The organism is Streptomyces sp. TG1A-60 (assembly GCF_037201975.1).
Classification (GTDB): Bacteria; Actinomycetota; Actinomycetes; order Streptomycetales; family Streptomycetaceae; genus Streptomyces.
Genome location: NZ_CP147520.1, coordinates 3,517,129 through 3,538,288 on the forward strand (window position 1 = coordinate 3,517,129; position 21,160 = coordinate 3,538,288).

Consider the following 21,160-nt stretch of genomic DNA (forward strand, 5'->3'; position numbering starts at 1 on the left):
CGGCCGGTCCGACGGCCGGTCCGACAGCCGGCTCACTCCCGGGCCTTGAGCAGGTCCCGCAGTTCCCCCGCCACCGCCGAGTCCGTGCCGTCCAGGACCGCCAGCGCGCGCTCCCACTCCCGGTACGCCTCCTCGTCGCGGCCGCGTGCCCGCAGCAGCAGCCCCCGCTGGTGCCGGGCGAGGCCGACCGCGTACTGGTCGGCACGGCGTTCGGCGAGGTCGAGGAGGAGGGTGCACTCGTGGGAGGCGCGGTCCGCCTGCCCCAGCTCGCGCAGGGCCCGTACCAGGCCGAGCCGGGTCTTGGACTCGCCCTGCCAGTCCTCGTCGTCGCCGAGGATCCGCAGGCTCTGCTCGAAGTGGCGTACGGCGGCGGCCGGTTCGCCGAGTCTGAGGTGGGCGTAGCCGATGTTGCAGTGCGCGGTGTGCCGTACGACGAGGCTGTCGGCCTCCTCGCCGAGGGCCAGGCTCCGCTCGTGGTGGGCGATGGCGGCCCGTGCGTCGGTGTGCTTGTAGAGGTTGCCGAGGTGGCTGAAGGTCACCGCCTCGCCGTACTGGTCATCGAGCTGCCGGGACAGCTCCAGGCTCTGCCGCAGCGTCTCCTCGCTCTCCGCGTACCGGCCGAGGCTCTCCAGTACGAGCCCCCGGTTGTTCAGGCACCGCCGTACGCAGGACACGACCCCGAGCCGCCGCCACAGTGTCAGGCCCTCGTCGTTGAGCGTGAGCGCCTCCGTGGCCCGGCCGGACATGAAGTGCAGCCCCGCCCGGTCGGTCAGCGCGAACGCCTCGGCCGCGTCGTCCCCGAGCGACCGCGCCACGTCCAGGGCGGACCGCCCCAGCACGTCCAGCTCGGCGAGCCGGCCCCCTCGGTGCAGATACGGGAAGAGGTGGCGGACGAGGGCGGGCACGAGCGCTGCGGTTCCGTCGCCCGCGCCGTCTCCACCGCGGTCGCCGGTGCCGGGTTCCCGGGAGCAGCGTGCCACCAGGGCGACGATGTTGGGGAGTTCGCGGTCGCCCCAGGCGAAGGCCTCCTCGGCGGAGGCGAAGGGGGCTTCCACGGGCGGCGGCTCCACCGTGGTCGCCGTCGTACGGAGGCGTTCGTCGCGCTCGTAGCCCGGTGGGAGCAGCACGCGCAGGCTCTGCCGGGCGCGGCCGGCGTACCAGCGGAGGGCCTGCTCGACGGCGTGCGCGGCGTCGGCCGTGTCGGCGAGTTCGCGGGCGAAGTGGCGTACGAGGTCGTGGGGGACGTACCGGCCGTACGTCGTCTCCTCAAGGAGGGCCACGTCGACCAGGCGGTCGAGGGCGGCCTCGGCGCGGAACCCGTCGGTGCCGGTGAGCCGGGCGAGGAGGGGCGCGCCGTACGCGGGCAGGTCGAGGGCGCCGATGGCCCGGAGGGCGTGGGCGGCGTCGCGGTCGGCCGCGCGGTCGGAGGCGCGCAGGGCCTCGTGGGCGACGGCGAGGGAGCGGCGGACGCTCAGGTCGTCGTATTCGAGGTGGTGCAACCGCCCTTCTGTGGCGGTGAGTTGACCGGCGAGCGCGTCCGGGGTGAGCGCGCGGCGCGCGGCGAGGCGAGCCGCGACGACGCGGAGGGCGAGCGGGAGCCGGCCGGTGAGTGCGACGAGGGGGTGCGCGGCGTCCAGGCCGGCGGCACGGCCCGACGCGGCCCGCAGCAGGGCCGCGCTCTCGTCGTCCGACAGCGGGGTGAGCGGGAAGCGGTGGGCGCCGTCCAGCGCGGTGAGCGGTGAGCGGCTCGTCACGATGACCGCGCAGCCGGCGCCGGCCGGCAGCAGCGGGCGTACCTGGGCGGCGTGCGCGGCGTCGTCCAGCACCATCAGTGTGCGGGTCGGTGCGAGCGTCGAGCGGAGCAACGCGGCTGCGGCGTCCGGGTGTTCGGGGATACGGCGAGGGGCGGTGCCGAGGTCGCGCAGCAGCGAGGCCAGGGCCTGGGCAGGGGTGAGGGGGGTCATGCCCGGGGTCGCGCCGTGCAGGTTGACATAGAGCTGGCCGTCGGGGAAGTGCTCGGCCAGCTCGTGGGCCAGGTGGAGGGCGAGGGCGCTCTTGCCGACGCCGGCCATGCCGCTGAGGACGACGGTGGCCGTGCCCTTGGCGGGGGACGGGTGCCGATGGGCTCGGGGGGTGCTGTGGTGTGGCGGGTGCGGGTTCGGCGTGGCTTGTCGTGCCCACGCGGCGGCAGTCGCGGAGGCGGGGCCGCCCCGCGCCTCTGAAGGGGCGCCTGTGCCCGGGTCGAGTACCCGGCGCAGCTCTGCCAGGATCTCTCCCCTGCCCGTGAAATGCGCCGGTGCGGGCGGGAGTTGGGCCGGGCGTGGTGGCAGCTCGGTGGGTGGGGTGCCGGTCCGGGTCGCCGGGGGCTCGGGGTCCTGTTCCCGCAGGATCTCCAAGTGGGCGTCGCGTACGGCGGGGCCCGGTTCGACGCCGAGTTCGTCGAGGAGGCGGGCGCGCAGGTCCCGGTGGACGGCCAGCGCCTCGGCCTGGCGGCCGGTGCGGTGGAGGACGAACATGAGGAGCCGGTGGAAGGCCTCACGGAGGGGGTGTTCGGCGACGAGGGCGGCGAGTTCGGGGGCGAGTGCGCCGAGCGTGTGCGCTCCCGTGGCCGCCTCGTCCGGCGGGTCGGCCGCGAGGTGGAGTTCCGCGTCGTACCGTCGCTCCAGCAGCGAGAGCCGGGCCTCCTCCAGCCGCTGGACGAACGCCTGCGCGCGGAACTCCCCCACCGGCAGGCCGCCCAGCGGTGTGCCGCGCCACAGGGCGAGCGCGGCGGTGGACTCGCGGACGGTGCGGGTCCAGTCCCGTTCGGCGTGGGCGGTGCGGGCGGCGCGGGCGTGTGTCTCGAAGACGCGGACGTCCAGTTCGCCCTCGTCGACGCGCAGCAGATAGCCCGGCGGTACCGCGCGCAGCCGCTCGGGGTCGTCCAACAGCCTGCGCAGACGGGTCACATGGTTCTGCAGGGAGGCCTGCGCGGACGGCGGGGGCATCGCGTCCCACAGCACGTCCTTCAGGGTGTCGACCGAGACGATCCGCCCGGGTTCGAGCAGCAGCGCCACGAACAGGGCCCGCATCTTGCCGCCGCCGACGGACCGTACGCCACCGCTGAGGACACCACCGGAACCCACGGCTTCCGCGGCATCCCCGGTGTTCCCGGTGCCCCCGGCCTCGTAGAGAACCGGCGGACCAAGCAGTCCGAACCGCAGCCCGTCCCGCATAGAACCCGTCCGCTGCCTTCCCGCACCGTCGTTCCGGGCCCGCCCCCGCGGCGGCTCGGCGCCGCCTCCCGTACGGCTCCCGGTGGAACCGTTGGGCTCATGTTAGCGATCCGTTGGCGCGAGCTGATGTGATCACTTCATCGGATCCGGCGACGACGGCGCACGCGTGGTACGCGTAGCTCGGGGGAGTGCCGCCGCCGCTGCCGGATCCGTGAACCGCGCAAAGCGCTGTGCCCCGGTCGGTGGAGGTGAACGACCGGGGCACTCGTGTCGCGCCAGGTGGTCCCAACGGCCTGCTCGGCAGGGGTCGTTGGGCTACTACAGGACCGGTGGCCGTCCCAGGCGCGTGAGCCGCCACACCGTCCGCCATCGCATGGGCCGGCGCTCGCCGCCCGACTCGCGCCAGCCCTCGACGAAGCCGCTGAACCACGCCCGAAGACCGCCCACCGAGCGCATCCGCAGCAGGGTGATGAGGACCCACACGCCCAGGTGCACGGGGATGAGCGGGAGCGGGAGACGGCGGCGGGCGAGCCAGACACGGTTACGGGCGTTGACCCGGTGGTAGATGGCGTGCCGGGCGGGTGAGGTCTTCGGGTGCTGGAGGAGCAGTTCGGGGGCGTAGAGCACGGTCCAGCCGGCGTCGAGGGCCCGCCAGGCGAGGTCGGTCTCCTCGTGCGCGAAGAAGAACTCGGCGGCCCAGTCGCCCGTCTCGCCGAGCATGGCCATGGAGAGGGCGTGCCCGCCGCCGAGGAAGCCGGTGACCGGCCCACCGCGCATCGGGTCCTTGGCGCCGACTCTCGGCACGTGCCGCCGCTGGGTCTCGCCGTGCTCGTCGGCGATCCGGAACCCGACGATGCCGAGGCGGGGGTCCGCGGCGTACAACTCCTGGACGCGGCGCAGCACATCGGCGTCGACGAGCAGTCCGTCGTCGTCCAGTTCGACGACGACGTCGACGTCACCGGACTCCCGCAGCCGTTCCAGGGCCACGTTCCGGCCGCCGGGGCAGCCGAGGTTCTCGTCCACCTCGATGAGCGTGACCTCACCGGGCAGTCCGAGCCGATCGGCGAACTCGGGGAGGGGGCAGCCGTTCCCCACGACGACGATCCGCTCGGGCGCCACGTCCTGCTTGGCCACGGAGGCGAGCAACGCGTCCACCTCGGCGGGCCGATTGCCCATCGTCACCACGGCGACTGCGACCCGAGGCCCGGCCTCCACCACGACACCCACCCCATCCCGTCACGGACCACCGCGGACGACCGGCACAGCCGGCGACCGCCGGCCCGCTTCCCGTTCCCACCGACTGTTTACGGCCGGGATGCTAGCCGTTCACACCGCGGACTTCTCACGGGCTCCCCCCCGGTACGCCGGTTCTCCCCTCCCTCTCGCACGGCCTCTCGCACGTCGTCCGGCACGTCGTCTCGTACGACCTCTCGCACGCCCTTGCGTACGGACGCGTCGCTCGCCCACGCCGGTCGTTCCCGGGCTGCCCCGACCTCCGGGAGGCCGTGGGGCATGGATCCGGGCTCTGGTGGCGGTCAGACGCGCAGCGGGTTCGTTCGGGTCGCCGCCATCAGGTACCAGGCCGTCGCGCCCGTGTGCCGGTACGGGTAGTAGCCGAAGCCGAAGCCCGTGTCGAGGGGGCTGCTGGCCGAGACGACGCCGGAGCGGTGGGGGAGGGCGCGACCGCCGACGGTCTGGTCGGTGCCGAGGTGGTCCTGGGCGCGTTCGAGGGAGGCCAGGAGGCGGCGGGCGCGTGTCGCGTCACCCCGGGCGCCCCGGTCGCGCAGGGCGAGCGCGAGGTGGGCGGTGCCCTCGAACCAGACGCCGTTGCGGTTGGGCTCGGGCTGGAACTCGGCGATGGGCGCGTCCTCGTTCGCGAGGAGACTGGCGGAGCTGAAGGTGACGCCCTCGTACGACTGCCCGGCGGGCACCGTGCTGTTGCGCCGCCCGGCGTGGTCGAGGACGGCCAGTTCGGTGGCCGCCCAGTCGAGGGAGCGGGAGTGGCGGCGGGAGTCGAGGGCGAGGTGGGTCCAGGTCTGGGTGTCCTCGGGGATCGGCGACCTGTTGACGGTCACGCCGTCGTTGGTGCCGGTGTGGAAGAAGCCGCCGGAGGGCTCCCACATCCTCCGCACGAAGGCCTCGGCCCGTGCCCGCCGCTCCCACCACACCCGGTCGCCGGTGAGCCGGGCGAGCCGTCCGAACAGGCAGATCAGGTCGGTGTTGTGCTCGGTCGAGGTGAACGGCAGCTTCGCGTTCGCCCCGTCGACGCCGAACTTGTAGCCGCCGAGGGGCTCGTCGGTACGGCCGGTCCGCTCGATCCACTCACCGATCCGCACCGCCGCGGCGAGGAAGCGCCGCTTCCCGGTGCGCCGGGCCAGCGCGCTGAGGGCGATCCCGGCCCAGGCCATGTCCCCCACGGCCGTCCCCGTGAAGCCGAACTGGGTGCCGACGTTGGCCGTCCCGTCCGCGCGGACGAACCCGTCCGGCTGCGGCACCCCGTCGAAGAAGACGTAGGGCCCCACGTTGTACGCCTGGCGCAGCCGGCCGTCGTCGTACGCCGGGTCGTGCTCCTGCGCGTAGACCAGCGCGTCCCCGAGCGACGTCGCCCGGGCCCGCCCGTCCTCCGTGCGCACCGCGAGGTGGGCGAGGAGCGCGAGGGCGTTGTCGTACGTGAAGGCCGTACTGAACAGGCCCGCCTGGTCGGTGTAGCTCTGGGCCAGCCGGATGTCGCCGTGGTCGGGGTAGGCGTCCATGGCGGCGGCGAGGAAGGCCTGTCCGCGCCGCCGGGGCGAGGCCCCGCCCGCCCGGGGCCTCGCCCCGGCGGCGTGGGCCGGGCCGGAGCCGAGGACGGTGAGCGCCGTCGCGGCCCCGAGTCCGGCGCCGAGGAGCGCACGGCGACTCAACGCCGGGCCTTGTCTGCCGGTACGGCCGGTGTCGCCCGTGCTGCCGGTACGGCCAGTGCTGCCGGTCATGGGTCTCCCTTGGAAGTGCGGGGCCGGAGGGAGCGCCCGGAGTCCGAGGGCGCGCCCGGGGTCTGGAGCGCGCGGATTCTGAGAGCGCTCTCAGGCGCGTGCGCGCTCATTCTCGCCGTGCCTGTGGGGCGGGTCAACGCCCATGCCGGGCAAGTCGATCGACGGGGTCGGAGGGGCACGGCTGGGGCGGGAGCGCAAGCGTCCCGCACACCTCATGGGAGCGCGGGACGCCCTGCGGAATCCGGAACCCCCGGTACGCGGACCCCGGCCCCCGGAGATCCCCGAACCGCGAGGCCAGTCCTCCACGACGGTGGCTTCGCGGTCGTTCGGCGACCGCGGCGGCCGGTTGCTCTTCGGGAACAGCGATCCGGTCGAACAGCGCGGGGGCAGGGGAGGGACAGGGCAGAGCCGGCCAGGTAGGACCTCGTACGAATTTCGGTCCGCACCTCACCCACCTGGGGCGGGTCCGACTTGTCCGTTTCTGGCGCAGCGCGCAGGCTGAGGACTATGAGTGACACGTCCGGCGCGAATTGAGCGGGAATGGATACAGCCAGACCGGCTTCCGAGCAGGCATCCGGTCGCCACGCGGACGCGGCCGAACCCGCCACGGCCACCCTCAGCCCCCAGGGCCTCGTCACCGGCTGGAGCGAGGAGGCCCGACGCCTGCTGGGCCACCGTGCCGCGGATGTGGTGGGACGTGCGGCGGGCGACCTGCTGGACTCCTACGAGCCGTCCGGTGCCCCGTACGACACGTACCGGGCACCGGGCGGCCGGGCCGAGCTGGGCGGCCGGGCCGAGCTGGGCGGCAGCGGCTCGGCGGTACTCCGGCACCGGGACGGTCACCGGGTCCGGGTGACCCTGCGCTGGGCGCCCTCTCTGGGGGCCGATGGCACGACGCGGGGGTTCGTCGTCACGGCCACGACCGGTCCCGCCGCTGATACCGGTGCCGGTGCCGATACAGCCGCTGATGCCGATGCCGCCGGTGACGCTGACGTCGCTGGTGACAGCGGTGTCACCGGTCCCGCCGATGTCGCTGACGCGGCCTCGGCGGGTGGTGGCCGGCGGATGGTCGAGTGGTCGCACAGGCAGTCGCCGCTGGGCATGTCGACGTTCACCAAGGGGCCGGAGGGATGGCGGCTGGACGCGTCCCAGTCGGGAGATCCGCCGGGGGAGGCGGCCGAGGAGGGGTTCCTGCGGCTCGTCCAGCAGGTGGCGGACGAGGGGAGGCCCATGCGGTACGAGCGCACCGCACCGGGCCCTTTCTCCTCCCGTCAGCAGGCCTGGATCACCGAGATGTGGCCGGTCAGGGATCCGGCCACGGGCGAGGTACGCGCCGTCGGCACCGCGACGTTCGACAGCAGCGAGGAGCACTGGGCACGCCAGCGGCTGGCCCTCCTGAACGAGGCCGGCACCCGGATCGGCAGCACGCTGAACGTGACCCGCACGGCCCAGGAGCTGGCGGATCTGGCCGTCCCCCGGCTCGCGGACTTCGTCAGCGTGGACCTGCTCGACTCGGTGCTGCGCGGCCAGGAACCCGCTCCCGGGCCGCTCGACAGCACGGTCGCTCTGCGCCGGGCGGCGCACCAGTCGACCTACGAGGGCGTGCCCGAGGCCGCCGTCCCCCTCGGGGGTCTCGACTCCTACCCTCCGTTCTCCCCACCGGCCCGCGCGCTGGCCAGTGGGAAACCGCTGCTCAGCGGGGTCGGCGATCCGGACTACCTGCGATGGGTCTCCGAGGACGCGACACGGAAGGACCGGGTACGGAGGTTCGGGTTCCACTCGATCATGTCCACACCGCTGCGGGCGCGCGGGATCACGCTGGGGGTCGCGTTCTTCGCCCGCCGGAACGGTTCGAGACCCTTCGAGCCGGACGACCTGGTGCTCGCCGAGGAACTCGCGGGCCGGGCGGCGGTGGGCGTGGACAACGCGCGCCGGTACACCCGTGAACGCACCAACGCGCTCACCCTCCAGCGCAGCCTGCTCCCCCGCGATCTGCCCAGGCAGGCGGCGGTGGAGGTGGCGTACCGCTATCTGCCGGCCGGGTCGGGGGCGGGTGTCGGCGGCGACTGGTTCGACGTGGTGCCCCTGTCGGGCACCCGGGTCGCCCTGGTCGTCGGCGACGTCGTCGGTCACGGGCTGCACGCGTCCGCGACGATGGGCCGACTGCGCACGGCGGTCCGCACCCTCGCCGACGTGGACCTCCCGCCGGACGAACTCCTCACCCACCTCGACGACCTGGTCACCCACCTCACCTACGACGACGAGACGGTCCCCGAGGATCTGGAGATGCCGTCCGCCGCGGAGATCGGCGCGACCTGTCTGTACGCCGTCTACGACCCCGTCGCCCGCGTCTGCACCCTCGCCAGCGCCGGCCATCCACCGCCGGCGGTGCTCTACCCCGACGGCAAGGTCGGCGTGGTCCAGCTCTCGCCGGGACCGCTGCTGGGGGTCGGTGGTCTGCCCTTCGAGGCGACCGAGGTGGAACTGCCCGAGGGCAGCCTCCTCGCGTTCTTCACCGACGGTCTGATCGAGGCCCGCGACCGCGACATCGGCGCGGGCCTGGACCGGCTCTGCGAGGCCCTCGCCTCCCCCGTACCGTCCCTGGAGGTCACCTGCGACACCGTGCTCAAGGCGCTGCTCCCCGAGACCCCCGCGGACGACGTGGCCCTGCTGCTGGCCCGCACCCGGGCCCTGCACGCCGACCAGGTCGCCGCCTGGTCGGTGCCGTCCGATCCGGCGATCGTCGCGGACGCCCGCGCGCAGGCCTCGCGGCAGCTGGCGCTGTGGGGTCTGCAGGAGGCGGCGTTCGTCACGGAGCTGGTGGTGAGCGAACTGGTCACCAACGCCATCCGCTACGGCGCCGTCCCGATCGGCCTCCGCCTCATCCGCGACCGCACCCTCATCTGCGAGGTCTCCGACGCCAGCAGCACCGCCCCCCACCTCCGCCGCGCCCGCGCCTACGACGAGGGCGGCCGGGGCCTCCACATGGTCGCCCAGCTCACCCAGGGCTGGGGCACCCGCCAGACCGCCACCGGCAAGACCATCTGGGCCGAACAGCCCCTTCCCGTTCCCACCACCTGACGATGCGCCTCCACCCTCCGCCCGCGCCCCCCTCATCCGCCCGCGCGGCAGCCGCGGTGGAGGGGCCCGCCCAGGCCGCCGCCTCCACCGCGGCCCCCGCCCCCGCCCCCGCCCGCAGCACAACCGCGCCCCGCACCGGCACCCATACCCTCGGCCTCGTCTATCCCCCCGCCGGGCGGAACCGCGACTACACCGGCATGCAGTTGGCGTTCATCGGTGGGGTGGTCGAAGCGGCGACGGCGTACGACTACGACGTGCTGCTCTCGCCCGCCGACAGCGCGAGTGACCGTTCGTTCCGGCGGATGGTGGACGCGGGACGGGTCGACGGTGTGATCGTGATGGAGATCAAGCTGGAGGACGACCGGGTGGAGCACCTGGCGAGGACCGGCTTCCCGTTCGTCACGATCGGCCGGAACAGCAGGGCCGAGGAGACCGGCTGGGTCGACCTGGACTTCGCCGGTCTGGCCCGGGGCTGCGTCTACCACCTGGCCGACCTGGGCCACCGCAGGATCGCCTTCGTCAACCGTTCCGAACAGCTCTTCCGGAGCGGGTACGGCTTCGCCCACCTCGGCCTGGAGGGCTACACCAAGGCCATGGCGGAACAGGTGCTCACCCCGCACGCGTACCTCTGCGACGACGAGGTGACCGCCGGTGAGGCGACCCTGGAGCGCATCCTGCTCGACGACCCGGCGACGACCTCCCTCGTCACCATGAACGAGGCCGCCCTGGAAGGCCTCTACCGGGGTCTGCTCCGGCACGGCCGCAACGTCCCGCGTGACTTCTCGGTCGTCGGCGTGGCCGCCGGCCACTGGGCGGAGCAGGTGCACCCGCAGCTCACCGCCGCCGACATCCCCGCCAAGGAGATGAGCCGCGTGGCCGTCGACCTGATCGTGCGCCGCCTCACCGCCCCCGGCTCACCGCCCCGCCACGTCCTCCTCAAGCCGCTGATCTCCCTCCGGGACAGCACCGGCCCCTGCCGCCCCGTCCCGGGCTCGGAGCCCGAGGAGGAGTTCCCCGATCTCGACAAGTTCCCCGATCTCGACCGGTTCCCCGAGTTCCGGGACCCCGACCCCTGAGACCCACCTCTCCGGGACCCACCCCTTCCGACATCCACCGATTCCGGCAATCCACCCTTCCTCCGTCCCTCCACCCCCAGGGAGCAGAGCATGTCCTACCACCCCGTCGACCGCCGCGGTTTCCTGCGCGCCGCCGGTGCGGGAGCAGCCGCTCTCGGTCTCGGTTCCGCGGTGACCGCCTGCGGCTCGGACCAGCAGAGCGACACAGTCACGCTCACCTGGTGGGACTACTTCAGCCTGGCCGACTTCCAGCCCGCCTTCACCCGGCTGATCAAGGACATCGAGGCCCAGGTCCCCGGCGTACGCATCGAACGCCGCACCTTCCCCTTCGCCGACCTCGAACGGCAGATCACCCTGGGCGCCGTCTCCGGCGACCTCCCGGACATCGCCATCGTCGACAACGTCTCCATGAACTCCCTCGCCGGCAGCGGCCTGCTCGCCGATCTCACCGAGCGGGTCGAGGAGTGGGGCCAGGCCGACCAGTACTACAAAGGCCCCTGGGACGGCTGTCAGGTCGACGGCAAGAGCCTCGGCATCCCCAACAACAGCAACTGCCTCGCCCTCTACTACAACACCCGCGTGCTCGACTCCGCCGGGGTGGAGCCGCCGGCCACCTGGGACCAGCTCGCCGACACGGCCCAGCGGCTGACCAGCGGGGACCGGTTCGGGCTGGCGATGAGCGCGATCAGGACGGAGGAAGGCGTGTTCCAGTTCCTGCCGTTCCTGTGGCAGGCCGGCGGCGACCTGGACACCTTCGCGACATACGGCGCGACCGCGCTCGCCTTCCTCGACGACCTGGTCGCCAAGGGCTCGCTGTCCGAGCAGTGCGTGGGCTGGACACAGCAGGACGTCAACGCCCGGTTCGTCAGCGGGCGGGCCGCGATGCAGATCAACGGCCCGTGGCAGCTGCCGACCATCAAGGAGACCGACGTGGAGTACGGCGTCGTCGCGCTGCCCCGCGGCGAGGAGGCGGCGACCTGTCTGGGCGGAGAGAACTGGGTGGTGATGGCGAACAGTGATCACCAGGACAGGGCCTGGCAGGTCCTGGAGTACACCCAACGCCCCTCGGTCCTGGTGCCGTTCCTCGTGGCGCTCGGCAACCTCCCCGCCCGCAAGGACCTCGCGGACACCGGCACCTGGGCCTCCGACCCGGCACTCCGGCTCTTCCTCAGCCAGCTGCCCCTCGCCCGCCCACGCCAGTACGGTCCGGGCTACGCCGACGCCTCCCAGGCCATCGCCGAGGCCGAGCAGTCCGTCCTCACCGGCACGGCCTCCCCCGCCGCCGTCGCGAGAACCACCGCCACGAAGATCGACAACGCACTGGAGGAGCGGTGAGAGGAGGCCGCCCCGGCCCCCGCCGAGCGGCCCGACCCCGTCCCCGCCGTGAGGACCGCCCCGGTCCCCGCCGTACGACCTCCCTCGCCGCCGGTCGTACGACCTCCCGTACGGCCTCCCGTACGCCCTCCCGTATGCCTTCCCTCGCCACCCGCCGTCGGCGTGCCGGATACCTCTTCTCCCTCCCCGGCCTGGTCTTCCTGGCCCTCGTCCTGGCGTACCCGCTGCTCTACAACGTCTGGACCTCCGTACACGCCGTACGCCTGTCCGAACTCCTCAGCGGTTCCCGGCCCTTCGTGGGCCTCGACAACTACCGGACCACCGTCACCGACCCGGACTTCTGGCACGCCGTACGCCTCTCCCTGATCTTCACGGCCGGCTCGCTGCTGTTCCAGTTCACGATCGGCTTCGCCCTGGCCCTGCTCTTCGCGCGCCCGTTCCCCTTCAACGGTCTGCTCCGCTCGCTCCTGCTGGTGGCGTGGCTGCTGCCCCCGGTGGTCAGCGGCACCCTCTTCCGCTGGATGCTCGACCAGGAGGCCGGCGCCTACAACGAGTTGCTCCGCGCGGTCGGCCTGGACGCGTTCGCCCACGGCTGGCTCACCGATCCCGGCACCTCCCTGGCCGGCGTGATCTTCGCCAACGTCTGGGTGGGCGTGCCCTTCAACATGCTGCTGCTCCTGGTGGGCCTGCACACCATCGACCCGGAGCTCCACGAGGCCGCCGCCCTCGACGGCGCGAACGCCTGGCAGCGGTTCCGCCGGATCACCGTCCCGCTGATGCGGCCGGTCTCGGTGACCGTCCTCCTGCTCGGCCTCGTCTACACGTTCAAGGTCTTCGACCTCGTCTTCGTGATGACGGGCGGCGGCCCGGTCGACGCCACCAGTGTCCTGTCCGTCTACGTCTACGAGGTCTTCTTCGAGTTCTTCCGCTTCGGCGAGGGCGCGGCGGCGAGCCTGCTCCTGCTGCTCGTACCGCTGCTGGCGGGCGCGCTGTACGTACGGCGTCTGCGTGGGGAGGGGGAGGCCGCGTGAGCGCCGGCGGGCGGCTCCGTGGGCGGCGCGGGCCGTGGCTGCTCACCACGATCGCCGCGCTGATCACCGCCGTCTTCCTCCTCCCGGTGTACTGGATGGTCGACACCAGCCTCACCGCACCCGACCGCATCCTCGCCGAGACCCTCCGCTGGTTCCCCGCCCCGGCCACCACGCGGAACTACGCCACCGCCCTCTCCGACGACGCCCTCCCCCGCGCCCTGTTCAACAGCGTGGTCATCTCCTGCGGAGTGGTCGCCCTGACCCTCCTCCTGGGCGTCCCCCTCGCCTACGCCCTCGCCCGCGTCCCCATGCGCGGCTCCGGCACCATGGTGCTCGCCCTGCTGATCGCCCAGCTCCCGCCCAGCATCGTGCTGGCGGCCCCCTTGTTCATCCTGGAGCGCCGGGCCGGCCTCGACGACACGTACGCCGGTCTGATCGTCGCCGACACCACCCTCACACTCCCCCTCACGGTGATCGTGCTGCGGCCCGTACTGCGGAGTGTGCCGAGGGAGTTGGAGGAGGCGGCCCTCGTCGACGGCTGCGGCCCGGTGGGCGTACTGCTGCGGGTGGTCCTCCCGATCATGGCCCCGGGCCTGGTCGCCGTCTCCGCCCTGTCCTTCCTCATCGCCTGGGGCGAGTTCGTCTTCGGCCTCACCCTCGCCTCCGAACCCGACGTCCAGCCCGTCACCGTCCTCCTCAACGCCTTCGTCGGCACCCACGGCACCGAATGGGGCGCCCTCATGGCCACCGCCACCCTCATCAGCCTCCCGGTGGTCTGCGTCTTCGCCGTCCTCCAGCGCTTCGTCGTGGGCGGCCTGACGGCGGGGACGACCAAGGGCTGAGGCCGCCCGCCCTACCGCCCCAGCCCACTCAGCGGGTTCCCCCGCTCCGGCCGCACACCACCTTTGAGAGGTGCGCCCATCGGGCCGCCGAAGACATCGCCGACGCGCCGCGGACGTACCGGCCTTATTCGACGTCATCCCGCTGTCCGGGCTGCGGGGTCCGGGCACACCGCCGCCGACGCCGCGTTCGCGCACCCCGGCGATGCCGCGGGCCGCCGGCGGACCGAGGTCCACGCCCTGCTCGGTCTCGCGCCACCCGCCCACGGCGTCACCCCCCGGCTGCTGCCCCCACCCGCGCCCGCGCCCGCCGTGCGGGTCCCCACGGCGTTCGACGTCCATGTGGAGACCACCACGGCCGGCGTCCGGATCACCCGGCACCCTTGCCGGCACCGGACTGCCCGGCCACCACCTGGCCGTGGAGCACGGTGCCGTCGGCGAACAACTCTCCCGTTCCGCAGGCCTGTTGTACCCTCGTCCGCTCCCGGCGTCCGCCGCCCCCGATCGGACGTGGCCTGGACCGCCGACGGGTGTTCCCCGGCGGACAGGTCGAGCAGGCCACCGGACTCGCCGGGTCAGGTGCGGGTGAGGTCGGACAGGAGCGCGGGCAGGAGGCGTTCCTCCATGACCGCGCTGCCCGACTCCTCCATGGCACGGGCCAGTTCGGGGTCCCAGGGGCTGGCCGCGGACGGTCCCGCGAGCGGTGTGGACTCGCCCTTGCCCAGTGCCGCCGTGTAGTCGGCGGCGGTCATCCGCCAGGGGCGGGCACCGTGGCGGGTCACGGCGTCCGCGGTGATGCGCAGCCCGGCCCAGTCGAAGTCGGCGCGCCAGTGCAGCCGGGCTCCCGCGCGCACGGCGTCACCGAGCAGTTTGTGGCAGGCGGCGGACGGGACGCCCTCGGTGCAGACGAGGGCGGCGCCGGTGTCCTGGAGTTCGCCGGCCGCGGCGCGCAGTACGGCCGGGTTCTCGCAGACGAAGAGGGTGCGGGCGGCGGGGACGACGGGGTCGGTGGCGAGCTGGTGGAGGGTGAGCCGGAAGGGGATGCCGAAGTCGGCGGCGTCGCGCAGCCAGTCGCAGACCACGGTGTCGCCCTCGGCCCCGATGTTGAGGACGAGTACCTGGCTGGCGAGGTCGTCGGCGATGGCTCCGGCGCTCTCCCACAGGGCGCGCCGCCCGGCCCGCTCGCGCGGTACGACCGAACTGCCGCCGGTGCGCCGGGCGAGGGCGCGCAGGACGAGCTGTTCGAGCGGGGTGCCGGGAACGAGGGCCTTGGTGTCGCCGGTGGCCCACTCCGCGAGGACCGGAAGCGGCAGGACGCCGGTCGGGTGCGCGGGGAGCCGGTCCCGGTCACCGGGGAAGCGGTCCGGGGAGCCGGGGAAGCCGTCCCGGTCACCGGGGAGCCTTTCCAGGACGCGCACCGCCGCGTCGAGGAGGGGCGCGTCCCCTCGGCGTACGAGACGGGTGAGGGTGCCGTCGGCGGCGATCCGCTCCAGCCAGGCGGCGAACCATCCCTGTCCGGCGAGTCGGCTGGAGTGGGCGGATCTCAGGGCCTGTTCGCGGCGCGCTTCCTCGTCGGCCCGTTCGGCCGGCCGGTCACGCAGCGGGCCGTGGAGCCGGCCGAGGGTCTGGAGGAGACCGGTGCCGTAGCGGTCGTGGAGATATCCGTCCAGGTCGCGCAGGGGTACGGCGAGGCGCTTGGCGGTCTCGGGCCGGTAGCGGCCGGTGATGCCGATGACGGTGCGGCGTTCGGCCTCGCTGGGGTCGGCGAGGCCGATGTCACCGTCGAGCACGCCGCCGGTGCGCTCCAGCCTGCGGCGGGCGGCGGCGAGCAGCCGGGGCCATCCCTCACCCCCCAACTCGTCGTACTCACGGTGCTCACCCCGCTCAGCCGGCAACCGCGGCCTCCTCGGGTGTCGGGACCCGCCGGGTGCCGGGCGAGCCGAGGGCGGCGGTGAGATCGCCGGTGTCGTCGGCGAGGAGCCGGTCGCCGTCCCAGACGAGCAGCAGCGCGGAGACGGTGTGATCGACGGCGGTGTGCGCGAGGTCGTAGTGGGCGGCGGCGGACACGGAGGCGTGGGCGGCCCACAGGTCGTAGCCGGTCATGAACAGGTCGAGGTCGAACTGGGCGGCCAGCGACATGAGTTCGCCGCGCCCGGTGTCGTCCACGCCCGCGAAGGCCTCGTCGAGGGCGAGCAGGCGCGGGGCGTGCGGGTCGGCGGAGTTGAGCATGGCGTGCGCGGCGGCGAACAGCGGCAGGTGCAGCGAGACGGACTGCTCACCGCCCGACAGCCGGCTGTGCCGGGCGCGGGTGAGCCTCTCCTCGGTCTTGCCGGACTCGCCGGGCCGTACCAGCTGGAACGCGAACTGCCGCCAGCGCCGGTAGTCGAGGACCTCGGCGAGCAACTCCCGGTAGGGCTGGTCGCGGTGGCGGGCGCGGGCGGTCTTGATCTGCGCGGCGAAGTGGGTGCGCACCCGGGCGAGACCGTCGGGGCCGAGGCGGGCGGCGTCGGCGTCCAGGAGGGCGCAGACGGCGCGCTGCTCGTCGTCGAGATGGTCGGCGAGCAGCCAGCTCACACCGACCGTCGTCCCCGATGACATCGCGCGCCTGCGCATGTCGGTGTTCATCCGCCTGATCAGGTCACGGGCGTCGACGGTGCGGTCGTGGATCTGCTGGGCGAGCCGGGTGAGCAGGGCGTCCTCCAGGATGCGCTGCTCGGAATCGGAGAGCAGTTCGGCCTGGTCGTGGCGGTGTGCCGCGATCTTCTGAGCGAAGGCGGCGACGGGCAGCGGGCCCTCCTCGTCGGCCACGCGGACGAGGATGACCCCCTCTGAGCCGTCCCATTCGGGCCGGTAGTCCTGTCCGGCGGCGGCGAGCTGCGCCTGCAGGTCGTCCAGGGCCTTGGTGAGACGGGTGACGGACTGCTTGAGGCTGGATTCGGTGGGGGTGAGGTCGCGGGTCGCGGCGAGGATCGCCTCGTGTACGGCGACCACGGCCGGCGGGAGTGCCTCACCGGCCCAGTCGGCCTCCTGGGCGGGCCAGGCGAGGCCGGGCGGACAGCGCAGGAGGTCGAGGAGTTCGCGGGCCGCGTACGGGCGCAGGCCCCGGGCCGTGTCCTTCTCCTCCGTGGCGGCGACAGACCCGGCCTCGGCCGCGGCCGTACGGCGCGCCTCGGCGGCCGCGGTGGTCGCGATCGCGGTGTGCTGGGCCGTGCGGGCCGCCTCGGCCTCCCGGACCAGGGCGTCGGTCCCGTCCTCGGCCTCCTGCACCTGGCGCATCACCTCCTGCGCCTCGGAACCCACGGCCTCCTGGAGTGCCTGAAGTCCCGCGGCCTCCTCGGTGTGCCGACGGCGCGCCGCGCGCTCGATGTCGAGTGCCGCCTCCTCGTCCTCGGCGGCTGCGGTGAGCCGGTCGGCGCCCGCCTGGGCGGCCTCGGTCTGGCGGGCGTGTTCGCGGCGGCGGGCGGTGAGTTCGCGTACCGCCGTCTCGAAGGCCCGGGTGGCGGTCTCGACGGCGTCGACGCGTTCGACCTCGATGGCGTGCTCGGCCGCGGTGCGGCGCAGGGCGCGCTCGGCGACCGAACAGGCGGCCACCGACTCGTCGTACGAGGCCTGGGAGGCGTCGGCGGCGTCGCGGGTGGCGCGCAGCCTCGCCGCGGCCCTGTCGAGTTCGCGCAGGGCCTGCGCGATGCCGGTGGTGCGGGGCAGCGCGGCGCGGGCGGCGGCGTACGCGTCGAGGGTGGCGCCCGCACGGGCCTGTGCGCGCGCCGACTCGTCGAGTCGGTCGGAGAGTTCGGCCAGCAGCGTCTCGCAGGCGGCGATCCGGGCGGCGCGCCGGCGCGCGCGGGCGGTGGCGCCGACGTACTCGGCGTGCTCCTTGGTGTGGGCACCGACCAGGACACCGGCCGCGTACCGGCCGTCGGGGCTGATCTGCGGGATCCCGGTGTCGAGTTCGCCGGTGACGGCGACGGAGCGCAGTACGGCGGTGATCCGCGCGGCCGGGATCGCGGCGTTGGCCCCGGGGCCCCCGGGGTCGTCGGCGGCGCCGGGGTTGTCGGGCCTCAGGAGATCGGCGAGGCTCGGGCCGCTCACCGGGGCGCCGGCACGGAGGTAGCCCTCGCTGTGCCCGGCCGGCACGGGGGTGTCCTCGGCGGTGAGGAGGGCGTCGAGGAGGCCCGATGCCTCCAGGGCCGCTTCCAGGCCCGCCCGCTCACGATCCGTCAACTTGTCGTCGAAGTCGACGAGTTGCCACAGCGGCACGCCGCCGTCGGGTGCCCGGTCGGCGGTGCGGCCGCGCGCGGGGGGCGGGGCGTCGTCGTGTTCGGCGGCGATCCGGGCGCGTTCGGCTTCCGCCTCGGCGCGGCGGCGCTCGATGTCGGTGCGCCGGGCGCGCAGGGAGGCGAGGGTGTCGCGCAGTTCCTGCACGGCTGGAGCGGTGGCCTCGGTGAAGGCGTCGGCGAGCGTGACCGCCTCGGCCTCGCCGGTGAGTTCGAGGGCTTCGGCGAGCCGCTCGGCGCCCTCCCCCGGCCTTCCGCCGGGGGGACCCTCCTCCCGCTCCGTTTCGGCCAGGAGCGCGCCGTGGGCCTCCGTCCACCGGCCGAGCGCCGTACGGGCCTGTTCACGGGCGGACTCGAGGACTGACTCGGCATCCGTTTCGGCGGTTTCGGCCGCCGCGACGGCCTCCTGCGCGCGGTCGAGCGAGACCCGGGCGAGGTCACGGGTCTGCTCGGCACCGCGTGCCGCCTGCTGGGCGCCGCGCACGGCCCGTACGCCCTCGTGACGGGCGGCGGCCAGCGCGGTGGAGCGTTCGGCGAGGCGGGCGGGCTCGGCGTCCGCCGGTGTCCAGGGCAGGCCGGCGGTGTGGGCGTGGTCGGCGACGGTGGTGGCGTCCCGCGAGACGGCGGCGTCGAGTTCGGCGGCGAGCCGGGCGGCGTGTTCGGCCTCGGCGCGGGCGCGCCCGGTGGCGGCCGTGCGGCGTTCGCGTTCGGCGCTCGCCTGCCGGGCGGTCTGCTCGCAGGTGCGCACCAGGCGTTCCAGGTCGGCCAGTTGTTCGATGGCCTGGTAGGCGGCGGAGGAGCGCAGCTGGTCCAGGCGGGCACGCTGGGCGGCCAGCGAGGCGTCGGCCGACTCTGCGCGCGTCTCGGCGGCGGCCTGCTGTTCGCGGGCCGCCGCCAGGTCCGCGGCGGCGGTGCGCAGTGCGGCGGCGCGCTCGGCGGTTTCGGCGCGGCGGGCGGTGAGCCGGTCCGCGGCGGTGCGGGCGTGGACCCGCAGATAGGTGGAGTAGCTCGCGAGGAAGGCACGGGTGGCGTCGTCGGCGGCGGCCAGCCCCTCCAGGGTGCGCTGCACGGACTCCATGTCGTCGAAGGAGCGGGCCGCCTCGGCGATCAGGTCGTCGTCGAGCGGGCGCAGGCCCGCGGTGAGGGTGTCGGAGAGCTTGGCCGGGTCGAGGTTCTTGGCGAGCTGCGGGCGGCGCAGCGTGAGGATCAGGGTGAGCAGCTGCTCGTACCGCTCCCGGCCGAGGCCGAACAGGCGCTGGTCGACGGCGGCGCGGTAGTCGGCCGTGGAGGCGATCAGCTCGCGTCCGAGCTCGGCGGCGAGCTGCTTCTTCGTCATCGGCCGGTCGTCGTCGGTCAGCAGCGAGAAGTCCTCGCCGACACGGCCTTCGGCGACGAAGTGCCAACGAGCCGGCGTGTCGCGGTGCCGCTGGGCGTGCAGCCCGATGCCACAGGTGACGGCCTCGCCCGTCTCCCGGTGGGTGAACTCGATCCAGACGTAGCCGAGCGCGCTGTCCTGCCCGCGGAAGAGCAGGTTGGACTTCATCGTGCGGTCCTCGGCGGCGAACGGGTTGAGCCGCTTGGGGTCGATGCGGCCGTCGAGGACGAACGGGAAGAGGACTTCCAGGGCCTTGGTCTTGCCGGATCCGTTGGGGCCGCGCAGCACCAGCCAGCCGCCGGCGAAGGAGAACTCCTCGTCCCGGTAGTCCCACAGGTTGATGATCCCGGCACGGGTGGGGACATAGCGGGCGGCCGAGGCGGAGGCGGGAGCGGGGGCGGGAGCAGGCGTGCTCACGGAGTCGGTTCCTTGGCGGTCTCGTCGGCGAACAGGGCGGTCTGGGCGGCGAACAGGGCGGTCTGGGCGGGCGGTCGGGCCGCGGTACGGGTCTTCACCCGGGCGGTGACCCCGCGGTAGCGGGCGAGCAGGGGAAGGGCGAGGGCTCCGCCCTCGACCCGGGCGATCAGCGACATGGCGGCCAGCAGGTCGAGAGCCTGGTCGAGCAGCCGGTCCGGGTCGCCGCGCAGGTCGGCCGCGAAGCCCGCACCGTACTCGGCGGTGATCTCCTTGAGCCTGCCTCGGAGCCAGGAGTCCGTGACGAAGGGATACCGGGTCTCCGCTTGTCCCTCTCCCTCCTCGTCGCGCGTCTCATGCGGCTCGTACCCCTCGTACGCGGCTGCCCCGTCGGGTGCGGCGAACTCGGTGATGACCGAGCGTGTCGGGAGGGCGCCGTCGATACGCCGGGCGCGGGCCGTGAGGCGTTCGGCGGCGGTGGGCGCGGGCAGCAGTTCGAGGGCGTGCCGTCCGGTGCGCTGCACGGCGGCGCTGATCCGGGCGGCGAGGAGCAGCGCGGCCTGCGCGACCGTGCCGCCGCCGGGGAAGCGGATGTCGGACAGCCTGCCGGAGGTGTCGATGAGTGCCACGCCCTCGGCCCGCCGCTCCACCGCCAGCCCGGTCAGGCGCTCCAGGTCCTCGGCGAGGGCGGGTGCCCGCAGCTGTCCCAGAAGTCCGCTGTCGGCGTCGGCGTAGTACGCGACCGGGTTCTCCAGCACCAGGCGGCGGGCGCGGCGGGCCTGGTCACGGCGCTGGGCGGCGCGGCCGGCGGACATGCCCAGCGCGCCGGCGGAGTCGAGGAGCGCGGTGACGGAGGTCAGGTGCTGCAGCACGCGGGTCGGGTGGTGGACGGCGAGGAGGATCTCGCGGTCGATGTCGTACAGGGCCTCGGCGCGCTCGGGATCGCCGGCCCAGGCGGTGGCGGAGCCGTCGGCGAGGGTGAGCGCGCCGCGCTCGGTGAGCCAGGTGACGGCGTCGACGAAGGCGTCCCGGTCGGGCTTGCGCGCGGTGTCGAGCCCGAGCCCGTCGACGCGTACGGCGTCGGCGGCGACCGCGTCGGCCAGCTCGCCCAGCGCCACCTGCGCGCCGTGGCGGCCCAGGGCCGCGAGGGTGAGGACGAGGTAGGCGTAGCGGCGGCGGTCGAAGGGGCGTCCCGCGCGGGTGAGGGCCGGACGGGTGGCGTCGAGGCCGTCCTGGGCGCGCTGCAGCCGGGCGGTGTCGGCGGTGGTGACGAGCCGGTAGCCGAACACCTCCATCAGATCGGTGCGCAGCTGCGCGGCCCAGCGGCGCACGGTCGCCAGCGCCGTCCTGTCCGGGTACCCGGGCGTGACCAGCGGATGCCGCAGTACGAGCCGTACCGCCTTCTGGTAGTCGGCGAGTTCGAGCGGGGAGACGCCCTCCGCGACGCGGCTCATACGGTCCTGCCCTGCTCGTGGGGCGGCCCCAGGACGTCGGAGCGGGCGGGTAGGACCTTCATGCGGTTCATGTGGTTCATGTGGTTCGTCGGGT

Annotated in this window: 11 protein-coding genes; 5 read left to right on the forward strand and 6 right to left on the reverse strand. The window is 74.0% G+C overall.

What is annotated here, in order from left to right:
- Positions 1–32: 32 nt before the first annotated feature.
- From WBG99_RS14900 to WBG99_RS14910, 3 genes are all read right to left on the reverse strand, one after another.
- Positions 33–3,215 carry a BTAD domain-containing putative transcriptional regulator gene (locus tag WBG99_RS14900; RefSeq protein WP_338896772.1) on the reverse strand — a complete coding sequence of 1,061 codons (3,183 nt, stop codon included), beginning with the start codon at positions 3,213–3,215 and terminating at the stop codon, positions 33–35.
- Between the two features lie 318 nt (positions 3,216–3,533).
- Positions 3,534–4,433 (reverse strand): glycosyltransferase, encoded by a 900-nt coding sequence (locus WBG99_RS14905; RefSeq protein ID WP_338896773.1) that lies wholly within the window; start codon positions 4,431–4,433, stop codon positions 3,534–3,536.
- Positions 4,434–4,750: 317 nt separating this feature from the next.
- Positions 4,751–6,187, reverse strand: coding sequence for a Tat pathway signal sequence domain protein (locus WBG99_RS14910; protein WP_338896774.1), 1,437 nt, complete (start codon positions 6,185–6,187; stop codon positions 4,751–4,753).
- A gap of 540 nt (positions 6,188–6,727) precedes the next feature.
- On the opposite strand from WBG99_RS14910, the gene WBG99_RS14915 reads away from it, so the two are divergent.
- The 5 genes from WBG99_RS14915 to WBG99_RS14935 all read left to right on the forward strand — a co-directional run bounded on the left by WBG99_RS14915 (position 6,728) and on the right by WBG99_RS14935 (position 13,552).
- Entirely contained in the window at positions 6,728–9,268 is a 2,541-nt protein-coding gene (locus WBG99_RS14915; RefSeq protein ID WP_338896775.1) for a SpoIIE family protein phosphatase, read from the forward strand.
- A 2-nt stretch (positions 9,269–9,270) separates the two neighbouring features.
- The gene (locus WBG99_RS14920) at positions 9,271–10,344 is read left to right on the forward strand and encodes a substrate-binding domain-containing protein (RefSeq protein ID WP_338896776.1); all 1,074 of its coding nucleotides are present in this window, start codon (positions 9,271–9,273) and stop codon (positions 10,342–10,344) included.
- 90 nt (positions 10,345–10,434) lie between these two features.
- Entirely contained in the window at positions 10,435–11,679 is a 1,245-nt protein-coding gene (locus WBG99_RS14925) for a sugar ABC transporter substrate-binding protein (protein WP_338896777.1), read from the forward strand.
- Between the two features lie 134 nt (positions 11,680–11,813).
- On the forward strand, positions 11,814–12,710 hold the full coding sequence (locus WBG99_RS14930) for a sugar ABC transporter permease (protein ID WP_338896778.1): 897 nt from the start codon (positions 11,814–11,816) through the stop codon (positions 12,708–12,710).
- A complete protein-coding gene (locus tag WBG99_RS14935; protein ID WP_338896779.1) occupies positions 12,707–13,552 on the forward strand; it encodes a carbohydrate ABC transporter permease in 846 nt (281 codons plus the stop codon). Before WBG99_RS14930 ends, WBG99_RS14935 begins: the two co-directional genes overlap by 4 nt.
- Before the next feature lie 572 nt (positions 13,553–14,124).
- On the opposite strand, the gene WBG99_RS14940 is transcribed toward WBG99_RS14935, so the two are convergent.
- Genes WBG99_RS14940 through WBG99_RS14950 form a run of 3 tightly spaced genes read right to left on the reverse strand, consistent with a single transcriptional unit; the run spans position 14,125 to position 21,066 of the window.
- A complete protein-coding gene (locus WBG99_RS14940) occupies positions 14,125–15,444 on the reverse strand; it encodes a TIGR02679 domain-containing protein (protein ID WP_338896780.1) in 1,320 nt (439 codons plus the stop codon).
- Positions 15,434–19,615, reverse strand: coding sequence for a TIGR02680 family protein (locus tag WBG99_RS14945; protein ID WP_338896781.1), 4,182 nt, complete (start codon positions 19,613–19,615; stop codon positions 15,434–15,436). Before WBG99_RS14945 ends, WBG99_RS14940 begins: the two co-directional genes overlap by 11 nt.
- The gene (locus WBG99_RS14950; protein ID WP_338896782.1) at positions 19,612–21,066 is read right to left on the reverse strand and encodes a TIGR02678 family protein; all 1,455 of its coding nucleotides are present in this window, start codon (positions 21,064–21,066) and stop codon (positions 19,612–19,614) included. Before WBG99_RS14950 ends, WBG99_RS14945 begins: the two co-directional genes overlap by 4 nt.
- Positions 21,067–21,160 lie beyond the last annotated feature (94 nt).

Coding starts and splice junctions, on each gene's coding strand:
- WBG99_RS14900 (WP_338896772.1), bottom strand. CDS start 3,215: ATGCGGGACGGGCTGCGGTTCGGACTGCTTGGTCCGCCGGTTCTCTAC.
- WBG99_RS14910 (WP_338896774.1), bottom strand. CDS start 6,187: ATGACCGGCAGCACTGGCCGTACCGGCAGCACGGGCGACACCGGCCGT.
- WBG99_RS14915 (WP_338896775.1), top strand. CDS start 6,728: ATGGATACAGCCAGACCGGCTTCCGAGCAGGCATCCGGTCGCCACGCG.
- WBG99_RS14920 (WP_338896776.1), top strand. CDS start 9,271: ATGCGCCTCCACCCTCCGCCCGCGCCCCCCTCATCCGCCCGCGCGGCA.
- WBG99_RS14925 (WP_338896777.1), top strand. CDS start 10,435: ATGTCCTACCACCCCGTCGACCGCCGCGGTTTCCTGCGCGCCGCCGGT.
- WBG99_RS14930 (WP_338896778.1), top strand. CDS start 11,814: ATGCCTTCCCTCGCCACCCGCCGTCGGCGTGCCGGATACCTCTTCTCC.
- WBG99_RS14950 (WP_338896782.1), bottom strand. CDS start 21,066: ATGAGCCGCGTCGCGGAGGGCGTCTCCCCGCTCGAACTCGCCGACTAC.